At 34.3% G+C, this 14,895-nt stretch carries 11 protein-coding genes; 10 read left to right on the top strand and 1 reads right to left on the bottom strand.

The window, feature by feature from the left end; all coding sequences use genetic code 11:
• Window positions 1-2: 2 nt before the first annotated feature.
• From BMX53_RS13765 to BMX53_RS13800, 8 genes are all read left to right on the top strand, one after another.
• Window positions 3-428: a GNAT family N-acetyltransferase gene (locus BMX53_RS13765; RefSeq protein ID WP_074746969.1), complete on the top strand. Its 426-nt coding sequence runs from the start codon at window positions 3-5 to the stop codon at window positions 426-428.
• A 1,016-nt stretch (window positions 429-1,444) separates the two neighbouring features.
• Window positions 1,445-2,104: a succinate dehydrogenase cytochrome b subunit gene (locus tag BMX53_RS13770; RefSeq protein WP_074746971.1), complete on the top strand. Its 660-nt coding sequence runs from the start codon at window positions 1,445-1,447 to the stop codon at window positions 2,102-2,104.
• 2 nt (window positions 2,105-2,106) lie between these two features.
• Window positions 2,107-4,026, top strand: a complete 1,920-nt coding sequence (locus tag BMX53_RS13775; RefSeq protein WP_063175967.1) for a fumarate reductase/succinate dehydrogenase flavoprotein subunit — start codon at window positions 2,107-2,109, stop codon at window positions 4,024-4,026.
• A gap of 11 nt (window positions 4,027-4,037) precedes the next feature.
• Window positions 4,038-4,790, top strand: a complete 753-nt coding sequence (locus BMX53_RS13780; protein WP_038984599.1) for a succinate dehydrogenase/fumarate reductase iron-sulfur subunit — start codon at window positions 4,038-4,040, stop codon at window positions 4,788-4,790.
• 12 nt (window positions 4,791-4,802) lie between these two features.
• Window positions 4,803-6,002, top strand: coding sequence for a porin (locus tag BMX53_RS13785; RefSeq protein ID WP_038984600.1), 1,200 nt, complete (start codon window positions 4,803-4,805; stop codon window positions 6,000-6,002).
• Window positions 6,003-6,031: 29 nt separating this feature from the next.
• Window positions 6,032-7,462, top strand: coding sequence for an anion permease (locus BMX53_RS13790; RefSeq protein WP_074747025.1), 1,431 nt, complete (start codon window positions 6,032-6,034; stop codon window positions 7,460-7,462).
• Window positions 7,463-7,567: 105 nt separating this feature from the next.
• Window positions 7,568-8,884, top strand: coding sequence for a cryptochrome/photolyase family protein (locus BMX53_RS13795; protein ID WP_074746973.1), 1,317 nt, complete (start codon window positions 7,568-7,570; stop codon window positions 8,882-8,884).
• A gap of 193 nt (window positions 8,885-9,077) precedes the next feature.
• Window positions 9,078-11,000, top strand: a complete 1,923-nt coding sequence (locus BMX53_RS13800) for a tetratricopeptide repeat-containing sensor histidine kinase (protein ID WP_244154515.1) — start codon at window positions 9,078-9,080, stop codon at window positions 10,998-11,000.
• 93 nt (window positions 11,001-11,093) lie between these two features.
• On the opposite strand, the gene BMX53_RS13805 is transcribed toward BMX53_RS13800, so the two are convergent.
• A complete protein-coding gene (locus BMX53_RS13805) occupies window positions 11,094-11,855 on the bottom strand; it encodes a hypothetical protein (RefSeq protein ID WP_074746977.1) in 762 nt (253 codons plus the stop codon).
• A gap of 361 nt (window positions 11,856-12,216) precedes the next feature.
• Between BMX53_RS13805 and BMX53_RS13810 the strand changes: the two genes are divergently transcribed.
• Complete coding sequence (locus tag BMX53_RS13810; protein ID WP_074746979.1) at window positions 12,217-13,695, top strand: catalase; 1,479 nt, start codon at window positions 12,217-12,219, stop codon at window positions 13,693-13,695.
• A gap of 144 nt (window positions 13,696-13,839) precedes the next feature.
• The gene (locus tag BMX53_RS13815; RefSeq protein WP_074746981.1) at window positions 13,840-14,880 is read left to right on the top strand and encodes a tyrosine-protein phosphatase; all 1,041 of its coding nucleotides are present in this window, start codon (window positions 13,840-13,842) and stop codon (window positions 14,878-14,880) included.
• The last annotated feature ends 15 nt before the right edge of the window (window positions 14,881-14,895 follow it).

Raw genomic sequence — 14,895 nt, forward strand, 5'->3', positions numbered from 1 at the left:
TTATGAATATAAGAACAATGCAAGTCAACGATGCTTCTGTAGTTGCAGACTTATTAGAACAAATGGGGTATCCCAATACACTAGGCTTCTTGCCTAAGAGAATAGAAGAAATGAACGCCTGTGATAAAGAGCAATTATTAGTAGTAGAGGATGAAGGGCAAGTTATTGCATTTATATCAGTTCATTTTATTCCACAGATTGCTCTAGAAGGAGATTTTGCACGTATTAGCTATTTTGCTGTTGATCAGAATATCAGAAGTAAGGGTGTTGGTAAGTTAGTAGAGGAACATGTTACCGCTCTAGCTAAAGGCAGAGGATGCGACCGAATCGAATTGCACAGTCACAGTAGAAGAGTAGATGCACACCGCTTTTATTTCAGACAAGGATATGAGGATGTACCTAAGTACTTAGTGAAATATCTGAAGTAATATACTCAATATAATAAATAGATAATAACATAGGCCACTAACGCAAGTTAGTGGCCTATGTTTGTTTTATATCTTACGGAATTTAGTAAATATTCTTAGGAGTAGATTTTCTTACCTTTTTGAAGAGACCATGTAGATAAATTATAGGGTAATACTATTAATCTACTATTTCTCTCAACTCATTATTCATAAGTACAGGATGCTGATTGTTGGACTATTCTAGGACAATCCTAGGAGATTAGTGGACGAGAGAAGTGTTTTGTCGAACAATAGACCTAGTATTGTTCTTGCATTCTCCAATCAAGGACAAGCTACAGAATATGGATTTGTAAATAGGGTTTAACCCAGATTCCGCATTAGCCCAATACTATGAGCTAATTCTACTTTATATCTCTATCACTTTTTCTTAAGCTATACTACAGTGTGCTCTTTTATAAGTTCAGAGCTGTATAGTTTACTCTATCGCTGATTTTAGGTTTAGGAGGTAGTATTTAGTAGGAGTTATAAAAATAGTGATTTTATACTTGCTTGTGTTGTAAAATTAAAAATGGTTATAAATAACAACTCTTCTTTATAAAGTAGTTTGTTTTGGCATAAACGGAACAGTTTTTGGGTTATTGATACAGTGTAAAACAGGAGGTTTTATAAAGAAAGATATTTAGAATTATTACAATTTAGAGTTTGTTTATAAGAATGTTTAAAGGCTAGTAGTAGCGATAAGTCATTCGGTATTAAAGATCAGTAACTATTTATAATGATTCTATATTTTATTTTAGAAGTTTCTTTTTTTTATAATTCTATTTATGTTAAAAATATTTGATAATTTTAAGTACAGTTTGTTTGAGTTATAATATTTTATCAATGTTCGTTAATGTGTTGTTTTAGTCTTCAAAAACAGAATATGACTGATATATGTCAGTTTTGAAAAAGTACTAAATGAATAATTTTAACCTACTGATGAAAGACATTAGTTACAAAAAACAAAGATTCATTAACTATTAAAATAAAGTACAAAGATGAACACACTCTCACGTAAGATTGTAATGGCCGCGACAGGACTATTTCTGTGTTTTTTCCTATTGATTCACTGTCTAGGAAATATGCAGTTATTTATGGAGCCAGAACACGCAAGATTAAGCTTTAATGCGTATTCGCATTTCTTAACAGGAAACCCATTAGTAAAAATGGTTTCGTATGTTTTATATGCTTCTATCATAGGGCATGCTATCTATGCTTTAATCATTACTTCTAAGAACAAAGCTTCTGGAGGTACTTATAAAAAAGACAATAGAGGTAGAGCTAGTAAATGGTATAGCAGAAACATGGGAGTACTAGGAACGGTAGTTCTTATCTTCATTGTACTACACTTCCAAAACTTCTGGTATGTATATAAGTTTGGTCAAATTGGTTTAGATGCTAATGGGAACAAGGATTTATACGCAGTAGTAGTAGCTGCATTCCAAGAGCTTTGGTTAGTAGTGGTTTATGTAATCGCTATGATAGCACTTTGTTATCACTTAGTACACGGGATTACTAGTGGCGTTAGAACACTAGGTTTATTCCACCCAAAGTTTGTACGTTGGGTTAATATAGTAGGTGTTGCTTATTCTGTTATTATCTGTGCAGGTTTTGCAGCAATGCCAATTTTTATTTACATCACTAATCTTAATAACTAGCTATGAAATTAGATGCAAAAATACCTCAAGGACCGTTAGAAGAAAAATGGTTTAATTATAAAAAAACTGCTCGTCTGGTAAACCCTGCTAACAGAAAGAAATTAGACGTAATAGTAGTAGGTACAGGATTAGCAGGAAGTTCATTAGCTGCGTCATTAGGAGAGATGGGCTATAATGTGAAAGCGTTCTGTTTTCAAGATACTCCACGTCGTGCGCACTCTGTAGCTGCACAAGGAGGGGTAAATGCTGCTAAGAATTATAAAAACGACGGTGACAGCGTGTACCGTATGTTCGTAGATACATTAAAAGGGGGAGACTTTAGAGCTCGTGAAGCTAACGTATATCGTTTAGCAGAGTGTTCTCTTAACCTAATTGACCAAGCTGTTGCTCAAGGGGTTCCTTTTGGTAGAGAATATGGAGGATATTTAAATAATAGATCATTCGGTGGGGTTCAGGTAAGTAGAACCTTTTATGCAAGAGGTCAAACGGGACAACAGTTATTACTAGGTACTTACCAAGCGTTAATGCGTCAGGTAGATAAAAAAACGGTACAGTTATTCTCCTCTCATGAGATGTTAGATATCGTTACTATCGATGGTAAAGCTAGAGGGGTAGTAGTGCGTAACTTAGAGACAGGAGAAATAGAGAAACACTCTGCTCATGCTGTAGTATTAGCTACTGGAGGATTTGGTAAAATTTATTACTTATCTACTTTAGCGATGGGATGTAATGGATCTGCTATCTGGAGAGCCCATAAAAAAGGAGCTTATTTTGCATCTCCTAGCTGGACTCAGATACACCCTACTTCATTACCTCAGTCAGGTGATTACCAATCTAAATTGACATTAATGTCTGAATCACTGCGTAACGATGGACGTATATGGGTACCTAAAAAAGCAGATGATACTAGAGAGGCTAATGATATTCCAGAAGAAGAAAGAGATTACTACTTAGAGCGTCGCTATCCTGCATTCGGTAACTTAGCTCCACGTGATATTTCATCACGTGCTGCTAAAGAGCGTATCGATGCTGGGCATGGTGTAGGACCTCTTAAGAATGCTGTATACCTAGATTTCTCTAAAGCTATTAAGGAACAAGGACAACCAAAAATCGCTGAGAAGTATGGTAACTTATTCCGTATGTATGAGAAAATTACGGGTATCAACGCATATAAGGAACCAATGAAAATATCTCCTGCAGCTCACTTCTCTATGGGAGGGCTATGGGTAGATTATGAATTAATGACTACTATACCTGGATTGTTTGCATTAGGTGAAGCTAACTTTGCGGATCATGGGGCTAATAGATTAGGAGCTAATTCATTACTTCAGGCTTCTGTGGATGGATACTTTATCGCTCCATATACAATTGCTAACTATTTAGCAGATCAGATTAGAGTAGGTAAGATCTCTACAGATCACCCAGAGTTTGATAAAGTGATCAAAGAGAATCAAGATAAAATAGACCAATTATTAAATATAAAAGGGGATAAGTCAGTTGACTACTATCACAAAAAACTTGGTAAGTTATTATACGATTACTGTGGTTTAGCTAGAACAGCTGAAGGATTAACTTTTGCAATCGAAGAGATTAAAAAGCTAAGAGACGAGTTTTATAAAAACGTTTATGTTCCTGGAGAAAATGATACAATGAATGCTGAATTAGAAAAAGCAGGACGTGTAGCAGATTATCTAGAGATAGGAGTGTTAATGTGCTATGATGCCTTAACTAGAAATGAGTCTTGTGGAGCACACTTTAGAGAGGAGTTCCAGACTGAAGAAGGAGAAGCAGAGCGTAATGATAATGAGTTCCAGTATATCTCTGCATGGGAATGGCCAGGGTCATTAGACAAAGAACCTATCTTAAATAAAGAGGAGTTAAAATTCGAATTCGTACAACCAACTATCCGTAGTTATAAATAATAAAAAAGTCTATGAAACTGCATTTAAAAATTTGGAGACAAAAAAATCGTAAAGCACAAGGTCAACTTGTAAACTATACGTTAGAGAATGTAAATCCACATATGTCTTTTTTAGAGATGTTGGATACATTAAACGAACAGTTAATTGTAAATAAAGAAGAACCTGTAGAGTTTGATCATGACTGTAGAGAGGGGATCTGTGGACAGTGTGGTGTAGTTATCAATGGTAACGCACACGGACCACTAGAGAACACTACTACATGTCAGTTACACATGCGTGAGTTTAAAGATGGGGAGACTGTACTGATAGAGCCTTTTAGAGCTAAAGGTTTTCCTGTGAAGAAAGATTTAAAAGTAGATAGAAGCGCGTTTGACCGTATTATATCTGCTGGAGGATATGTATCAGTAAATACAGGACAAGCTCCAGAGGCTAATACTATACCTGTGAGTCATGAGACAGCTGAGGCTGCGTTTGACTCTGCAGCTTGTATCGGATGTGGAGCATGTGTAGCTACGTGTAAGAATGGTAGTGCGGCTTTATTTACTTCTGCTAAGATCACTCAATTAGCTATCTTACCTCAATCTCAAGAGGAGAGAAAAGAAAGAGCTTTGAAGATGATCGCCCAGATGGATGCTGAGGACTTCGGACACTGTTCTAATACAGAAGCATGTGAGGTAGAATGTCCACAGGGTATTTCTGTACTAAACATCGCTCGTATGAACTACGAGTACAACAGAGCAAGTTTTTTAAAATTTAAAAAATAAAAAGATAAGCCTATGAGCACTCTTACATTATTTCATAGCTTAAAAACAAAATTATTAATAGGGGCAGGCTTGTTCTGCTCCTTTATTTCTTTTGCACAAGAGGTAGAGAATGATACTGTAGTAGTCTTTGAAGAAAAGATAATACTACATCCTGAACCACAGAAGTATCCTAAGTTTAAAGTAGGAGGGGTATTTCAGACTAGATATCTAGAGAACTTTAAAAAAGGTGTTGATATAGACGGATTACACCATGCTACTACACCAGAGAAGACTAGTTATTCTAATAGCTCTTTTGATATCAAGAGAATGCGTGTATCTATGAATGTAAAGATTACTGAGAATTTAGAGGTAAATACCTTAGTAAACTTTGCTGACTTTAAGTCTGATCCTAAGACTAAGGTATTAGAGAATGCGTATGCTAAGTATACTGTTAATCGATACTTCCAGATTACAGTTGGACAGTTTAGACCTTTATTCGGATTAGAAGAGACTTATCCTGTGGATATTGTGAAGTCTATAGATTATTCTAATTCATATTACTTATTTGGTAACAACGGTTGGATGAGTTTCCAAGTTGGGGCTGCTATTACAGGTAGTGTAGATTTAGGTAATGTTCCGATGAGTTACGGTTTTTCTGTAACTAATGGTAATGGTAAAAATAAGACAGATAGTGATGATGGTAAACATTACTCAAGTAGAGTGTTGTTTAACATTGATAAGAAACACGACTTTAACGTAGGATTTAGTGGTGGTATCGGTGAGGTACAAAAAGAAAATGTGTATGCTGTCGGAATAGAAGCAGCAGCTAAGTTTCCACTTGGAGATCGCTGGTGTTTAGATTTCCAAACAGAGGCAAAACAAGGTAATAATCACGATGCCTTCTTTAAGTTAAAACCAGAAGAACGCTTAGGAAGTTTAGATAACTATCTAATGAGAAGTTTCTATGTCGTACCGAATGTCAGATATGAGATTGGTAAAAAACACTTCCAAGCAGTAGAATTTTCTTGTCGTTATGAATATTTAGATGCGGAGTCAAAGCTAAACTCAAATGCCCGCCAAACACTAGTACCTATGTTTAGTTTAGAGTTCTTAAAGAACTATGGAGCTAGAATACAAATAGGTATGCAGATAGATAACTATAAGAAGAATATACAGAACACTTCAACGTATAATTCTAATCTAGCTTTTATACAGCTGCAGTGTAGGTACTAAGCAAAACTCATAACAAACAACAATAGATGATAAAGGAAATTAATCTTAAAAACTTAGCCATTACGGTAGTAGTTGGCGCAGCATTATGGTTTTGTCCAATACCAGAGGGCGTAACAGTAGAGGCATGGCATTTATTTGCCATTTTTGTGAGTACTATTTTAGGGATTATTCTAAAAGCGGCTCCGATGGGAACAATGTGTATGTTAGCAGTAGCGTTAACGGCATTCTTCCAATTATTAGCTCCAGGTAATCCTGGCCAATCCATTGCATTAAGTTTGAGTGGTTTTGGGGATAAAGTAATTTGGTTGATAGGTATTTCGTTCTTTATCGCTAGAGGATTTATCAAGACAGGATTAGGAAACCGAATAGCTTTTCTGTTTATCAGAGCTTTCGGAAAAAGTACATTAGGACTAGCTTATGGATTAGGATTAGCTGATTTAGTATTAGCTCCTGCTATCCCTAGTAATACAGCTAGAGGAGGAGGTATTATCTATCCGATTATGAAGTCTATGGCTACTAGCTTTGGCTCTGATGCTGCTAAACCAGAAACGCATAGAAAGTTAGGTTCTTTTTTGACATTGAATTGTTATTATATGAACTTGATAGCATCTTCTATGTTCTTGACTGGTACAGCAAGTAATCCTATGTGTCAGAAGTTTGCTGCTGATATGGGGATTAATATTAGTTGGATGTCTTGGGCAGCAGCTGGTTTAGTTCCTGGGTTAATCGCATTTATTATTACACCTATAGTTTTATATAAGATCTTTCCGCCAGAATTAAAAAAGACTGGTGATGCACCAAAGGTAGCTGCAGAGAAATTAAAAGAAATGGGTAAGTTATCTGTTCCTGAGATTTTAATGTTAGTGACGTTTGTTATCTTATTAGGACTGTGGATTACAGGAGATTTATTTAGTATTGATGCTACTACTACTGCTTTTATAGGATTGTCTATTTTATTGTTAACTTCAGTGTTAACTTGGGATGACGTGAAGGCAGAAAAAGGAGCGTGGGATACAATCGTATGGTTTGCTGTATTAGTAATGATGGCTAGTTCATTAAATAAGTTAGGATTCATCGGATGGTTTAGCGACTTGGTAAAAGGTAAAATGGGCAATATGGATTGGCATTATGCCTTCCCAGTTATTGTTATTGTTTACTTCTTGAGTCACTATATATTCGCTAGTGCAACTGCTCACGTAGCAGCTATGTATGCCGCTCTATTAGGAGTTGGTATATCATTAGGAGTACCTCCTGTATTGTTAGCGATGATGCTTGGATTTATGGGATCTATCTACGGAACATTAACACATTATGGACACGGACCTGCTCCAGTATTCTTCGGAAGTGGATATGTAGAGCTTAAGTCTTGGTGGACCTATGGTTTAATCATAGGACTATTATTACTGTTTGTTTATTTAGTAATAGGTACTAGCTGGATGAGCTTAATAGGCGCTTTTTAATAAGTACTTTATATTTGATTTAGTGAGTTAAGTATTCTTTTATATCTTTCGGGAATAAAGGAATACTTAACTCATTTTTTTTTGTAGTTAGTTAATATTGGTGTAATGAAACATAGAGAAGAGATTGTTGTTTTTTGGTTTAGAAGAGATCTGCGTTTATGTGATAACGTAGGATTATATCACGCTTTGCAAAGTGAATATAAAGTGTTGCCTATCTTTATTTTTGACAAAGAAGTATTGAAGCAATTCCCTAATCCATTAGATAAACGCCTTACCTATATTCACGATGCTGTTGCTGGTATAGACAATCAATTAAAATCATTAGGTACAGGAGTAATGTGTTTTCACAGCACTGTATTAGAGGTTTTTAGTGAGTTAGCCAAAGAGTATGATATCAAAGCTATTTATGCCAATGAAGACTATGAACCGAAGGCAATAAAAAGGGATCAGCAGGTAGGTGATTATCTTGGGACTTATTCTATTCCTTTTTATTTATTTAAAGACCAAGTCATCTTTAGAGGAGGGGATATCTTAAAACAAGATGGTACACCATATCAGGTATATACTCCTTATGCTAAAAAGTGGAGAGAGCAACTTACCAATCAGCATTTATATGACTATTCAGTAAAGTTAGCGAGTGAGTTATTTTACTCTATTAATTGTGCTATTCCTACTTTAGAATCATTAGGGTATACTCATGGTGTTAGTGGTATTATACCTCCATATGTAGATCTACCAATCATATCTAATTATGATAAATATAGAGATTATCCAGGTATAGATGGAACGAGTAAGTTAGGTGTTGCACTACGCTTTGGGACTATTTCGGTTAGGCAATGTGTTAAGATAGCACTGAAGGAGAATGCGGTATGGTTATCAGAGTTGATTTGGAGAGAGTTCTTTAGTCAGATCTTATACTTATATCCACAGGTAGAAAATCACTGTTTTAAATCAAAGTATGAAGCTGTACAGTATCGCAATAATGAAGAAGAGTTTAAAGCGTGGTGTAATGGACAGACTGGATATCCTATCGTAGATGCTGGTATGAGAGAACTGAATGAGACTGGATTTATGCACAATAGAGTTCGTATGATTACAGCAAGTTTCTTGACAAAGCACTTGCTTATAGATTGGCGATGGGGAGAAGTATATTTTGCACAACAATTATTGGATTATGACTTAGCATCTAACAATGGCAACTGGCAGTGGGTAGCAGGTTGTGGATGTGATGCAGCACCCTATTTTAGAGTGTTTAATCCAACTGAACAGGTAAAGAAGTTTGATAAGGATTTTGTTTATTTGGACAAATGGGTGCCTGAATGGAGAGAACTTGATTATGTACAGCCTATAGTAGAGCATAAGTTCGCTAGAGAACGTGTTTTAAAGGCTTTTAAACAAGCTTTAGGAGCTGATATAGACTAATCTTATCAATCTAAAAAGAGAAGTGTTAATAAAAAGAAGAGACATCTGTTTTTTAAAACTTATATTATTATATCTTTAGCACTGTTTTTTTAATAGAGTATCTATTATCGTGTTTAATAAAATTGTCTTCTATATTTTAATGATAATCTTCTTTGTTAGTTGTACTAATAAAGTAGGAAATCAGTTAGTTACAATGACTGAGAAGATGGCTGTTGGATCTAATAGCTTTGTTCTTAGTGACTCTCTTTATAGAAGTGAAAATAGTCGTCTAACGAAGTATCTATTAACTTTTAGTAATCATAGTGAAGAAGGGGAAGACTTATTTCGCTTTATAAAAGCGAAGAGAGAAAAGAATAATTTGATTAAGAATTATTCTGAAGCCTTGTTTTTAGATGATAGTGTTTCGGTAGCTAGTTCTAGTTTTGCTTTAGGAGAGTTTTTTCAATATAACTTAGCACAAGATAGTAGTTATTACTACTACAACAAATCTGCATTATACTATAGAGGCATAAAGAATAAAGAACATCTTCAGCGAACTTATTTGTCTTTATCAATACTACTTTGTGATAGAGGTATTTTCCAAGAAGCAGAGTTATATTTAGACGATGCAATTACTCTAAATAATAAAAATATAAGTGTTTATACTTCATATGCTCAAATACATGTGATGGGTATGGTAAAGTTGGGATTAGAAGAGTATGATAAGGCAATAGAATGTTTTAATCAAGCTAATTTCCTTTTAGATAATGTAGAAATTAAAGACCAGTATAATGATTATCAGATAGCTTTAAATAAGTTAGCTATTAAAAATTACCTAGCTAGAGCATATATTTCTAAGCATGAATATGATATCGCAGATGTTATCACTAATACAGCCTTAATAGATGTAAACTTTTTAAAAGAGGAGGATAAAGGGCTGTTTTTACCTTTGTTGTTAAATAAAAAAGTTAGAGTCAAATTAAGAACAGAGAAGTATAAAGAAGCACTAGGATATATTACTAAGTTGTTAGAAGTAGATAAACGTTTAGGGAATGAGTATTCACTTAATTTAGATTATATCTTATATGCAGAGTATTTCTTTAGAACAGGGGATATTACTAAAGCAAGGCAGTATGTAGATAAGGCTTTAGTCTCTGCTAGAAAATATAATGACCTATTAACACAGAAAAAGGCATTAGAGTTACTACTTATTTATGACAAGGAGAATATTAATGCTAATTTTTATTCCTATAAGGAAGTGAATGAGCGTATTAATCACTCTAATAATACTGTACGAAGTAGCTTCGCTAAGTTAAAGTATGAATCAGATAGCCTTGTTACATCTATTGAACTTTTAAAAAATCAGTACTTCATTATTGTTACAGTAAGTACTACTGTTGTATTAGTATTACTAGGGGTATTAATCTTTATTGTATTTAGAAATAAAGCTAAAGAGATTAATATGGTACAGATGTACCAAAAGGATACTGAGAAATATTATGACTCTATTATTCACATACAGAATAAAGTAAATGCTGTACAAGAAATAGAGCGTAAGAAGTTCGCAAAAGAGCTTCACGATGGAGTATTGAATAAGCTTTTTGTTACGCGTTTTTCACTACAACAATTAGAAGAGGAAGGTTTACAATCTGCTAAAGATATGTTAGCAAATGAAGTACAGGAGGTGGAGACCTTTATAAGACATAGCTCGCAGGCTTTACTTAATGAGGATAAGTTTTTAGTTAGTGATTTTAAGCAATTAATAGAAGAGCTTGTAATGTTGCAAAACAGAAGTAAGAATACTTATTTTAGTTGTTTTATTGACACAAAATTAGATTTAGAGATACTTTCGCATCGTGTTAAGGTTAATATATATCGAATTCTCCAAGAAGCATTTCAGAATGTACAAAAGTATGCAGAAGCAAGTGCTTGTGTTTTAGAATTAGTGTATGTCTCAGAAACTACTTTTACAATTGTAATACATGATAACGGAAAAGGCTTTGATGTAAAAACAATCAAAAAAGGATTGGGACTTAAGAATATGGGAGATAGACTCCATGCTATAAACTCTAAATTGGCAATAGATAGTAAAGAGGGGGTAGGAACTGTAATATCCTTTGATATTCTTCTAATTTAGATTTCATACTGATGGAAAAACCATACCTTTTTCATTTATAGAGGTAGGTGCTATTACTAGTTTTTTAAGTAAAACTATTTATTAAGAAGGGAGTTAAACATTGTATAGCATCCATATATGCGGATCATTATAATATGCTTTGTTTAATTCTACATTGACTTTTAGTGTAGATAAAGCTCGGTTTAAAGTATATTCGCCTGTTGTCTGAAAGGTAAAGCCTGTCCACATTTCCCATTGACTCACTGTTCCTTCTATTTGAAGTGATTTATTACATGTTTTTTTTATTACAGCACCATTTTTAACGTGCATTCTTATATTGGAATCATAAGGCAAGCCATAATTGTTAATCCATTGGGCATAGTTGTTTATGTCTTGTAATGGATAGTATTGTTTCATCTTAGGTCTTACAGGGCATAAGATTACAGGATAATGAGTAATACTAGCACTATTTTTTAAATGTTTGATAATAAATTGAAATAGCTCTTGTTGATTAAACTCCCTACTAGTTTTGATAGAAAGGCAGCACATAGCATTAGGATTATTCCCTCTATCTCTGTCTGTAAAAGCTTTTTCTAATGCCCATCTCCAACCGTCATCAGATAGATTATTAAGCTCACCTTTAGTTAAATGCAAAGGAACACAGTTAATTACTGCAGCTAAGGAATTGTCACAAAATACAAAGAATTGTGTATTAGGAAATGCTTGATATATATGAGGCCAGTACTTTGTTTTGATTTTGTCAAACTTTAAGTATTGTGGATTACTATCTAACTGTTCTACTTCTTTAAGTAATACCTCTATCTGAGGTGTATGAATAGTATCATACTTAACAAAGTTAAACTCAGTTGTATTCATTGTAAACTATAATTTTCTAATCTTTTTGGGCTTGTTAAACACTGGTTCTGGGAGAGAAAGTTACAGTATTTATTAATATAATTTTATTAAAATTTTAATTATTAGTAACTCATTCATAGCTAGGTTGTAAAGTGTTTAAGTATTGTAGATACTGAGTTTTGGTTGAATAGTGGCTTAAAGTTTGTATAGGAGTAACTGAAGTAATTAATATATGTATTTGTTTTTATTATTGATTTTTTAATAACAATCAATTTTATTTATAGTTGTATTGTTTTATAGTATGCTTAATATTAGTTATCAGTGTGTTATAAGGCTACATTTGTAAAAGAAAAATGAAACAAATACAATAAACGATAAAGTTATGAACGATAAAAAACTAACAACAGCATCAGGAAGACCATATGTAGATCATGAAGATTCACTAACAGCAGGAGCTAGAGGTCCAGTACTATTAGAGGATTATATCTTACACGAAAAGCTTGCTCATTTTAATAGAGAGCGTATTCCAGAGCGTATCGTACACGCAAAAGGAGCAGGAGCTTATGGTACTTTTACTGTAACTAATGATATTACTAAATATACAAAAGCAAAACTATTTAGTGAAGTAGGTAAACAAACAGAGGTATTTGTTCGTTTCTCTACTGTAGGAGGAGAGAAAGGATCTGCGGATTCTGAGCGTGACCCACGTGGTTTTGCAGTTAAATTCTATACAGAGGATGGTAACTGGGACTTAGTAGGTAATAATACTCCAGTATTCTTTATTAAAGATGCTAAGAAGTTCCCTGACTTTATCCATACTCAGAAAAGACACCCTATGACTAACTTAAAGTCAGCTACTATGGTTTGGGACTTCTGGTCATTAAACCCAGAGAGTTTACACCAAGTATTAATATTGATGTCAGATAGAGGTACTCCTTATGGATATAGACATATGAACGGATACGGAAGTCATACATTCTCTATGATTAATAGTGAGAATGAAAGAGTATATGTGAAGTTCCACTTTAAAACAGCTCAAGGAATTAAGAATCTTACAGGACCTGAGGCAGATGAGATGAGAGCTAAGGATATGGATTATGCTCAAAGAGATTTGAATGAGCATATTGCTAGTGGAGATTTCCCTAAATGGAATCTTAAGATTCAGGTAATGACTGAAGAGCAAGCTAGAGCAGCTGTAGTAAATCCGTTTGATGTGACTAAAGTATGGCCACACGCTGAGTACCCTCTTATCGATGTAGGTACAATGGAATTAAACAGAAGCCCACGTAACTACTTCCAAGATGTAGAACAAGCAGCTTTTGCTCCAGCGCATATCGTAGATGGTATTGGGTTCTCACCAGATAAGATGTTACAAGGACGTTTACTGTCTTACCCAGATGCTCAACGATACAGATTAGGAGCTAATTATGAGCAAATACCTGTAAACCGTTGCCCATTTATGACTAATACATACCAAAGAGATGGGTATATGAGAGTAGATGGCAATGGAGAAGATGCACCTAACTATTTCCCAAATAGCTTTGATGACATTGTAGTAGATCAAAGTTATAAAGAACCAGCGTATGATTTGAATAGTCTTGTAGCTGATCGATATGATAGAAATGGAGAAGGTGAGAATGATCACTTTAGCCAACCAGGTAAGTTATATGAAATCATGACTCCTGAAGAAAAAACAAATACGGTAGCTAATATCGTAGCTGCGATGAGTGGAGTGGATGGGCCTAAACGAGATGAGATCATCGGAAGACAATTATGCCACTGGTTTAGAGCGAATATGGAATTAGGAATGAGAATCGCACAAGGACTAAACTTCGATGTTAGTAAACATATGAATTCATAATAGTTATTTTATATTACTCCCCAAGCCTCCTGCTATTTTATGATAGCTAGGAGGCTTTTTTGTATATAGCCCTCAAAGGCAATTGAGAAACTGACATTCTAGATAATTATACCTATTTTTGTTAGTAACCAAAGATTTTATACTATGCGCCAACCACATATATTGCTATATATTCTTACTTCTGTATTATTGACAGGGTGTTCTTATAAGACATATCAGCCTGTTGCTTTCTCAGATTTAGATAAAGGAAAGAATATAGTAGAAGAGAAAAAAGGATATACAGTGCAGTTACCTGCAGAAGATAAATTAGTCTTAAATGACCAGACGGTAGTCAAGGCTGAGAAACTATTCGTTCCAACTCAGAGTAGAGAAATCTACAAAGTAGTAGAGACAAAAGACACTACCTATTTATCTAATAGGCATATAGAGTTTAAGAAAGTTCACAACTTCCGTGATATGGGAGGTATTAAGAACCAGGAAGGAAAACAAATAGTATGGGGGCACTTCTTTAGAAGTGGTCATCTATCTAAGCTTAAGAATAAGGAATATAACAAGTTTAACGAATTAAACATTAAGACTGTTATAGACCTTCGTACAGATAAGGAATTGTCTAAAAAACCAGATAGAATACCAGCTGGAGTAGGATATACCAATGTACAAGTGTACGATGATTCAGAGGATATGTTCTCTAAGACAAAGAAAGAGGTCTTAAAAGGTAAGGTGACACCAGTGCAGTCTGATAGTTTAGTGATGGAGTTCTATAAACTATATATGCTAGAGAATCCACAGTTAGTAAAGGGGATAGTAGACCAATTATTTGAGTCTAATGACGCAGTACTGTTTCACTGTTCTGCTGGGAAAGATAGAACAGGGATGATAGGAGCCTTAGTTTTGAGTATTCTTAAGGTAGATAGAGAGACTATTATCTCAGAGTATATGTTGTCTAATAATTATAGAGTAGAAGACATAACGAATAGAATGAAATTAGCCAAGGCAGGTAAAGTACTGTTTCCTAAGATCAACTATCAAGTGATAGAGAACTTCTCATGGATTAAGGCAATTTATATAGAAGCTATGTTTAAAGGAATAGAGTCTAAGTATGGTACTATGGATAACTATATCACAACAGGATTAGGTATTACTCCTGAGAAAAGACAAGCGTATATAGATAAATTTACCTATTAGTATTTTGTGTTCGTT

Origin of the sequence: Myroides marinus, from assembly GCF_900109075.1 — a bacterium.
Lineage (GTDB): Bacteria > Bacteroidota > Bacteroidia > Flavobacteriales > Flavobacteriaceae > Flavobacterium > Flavobacterium marinum_A.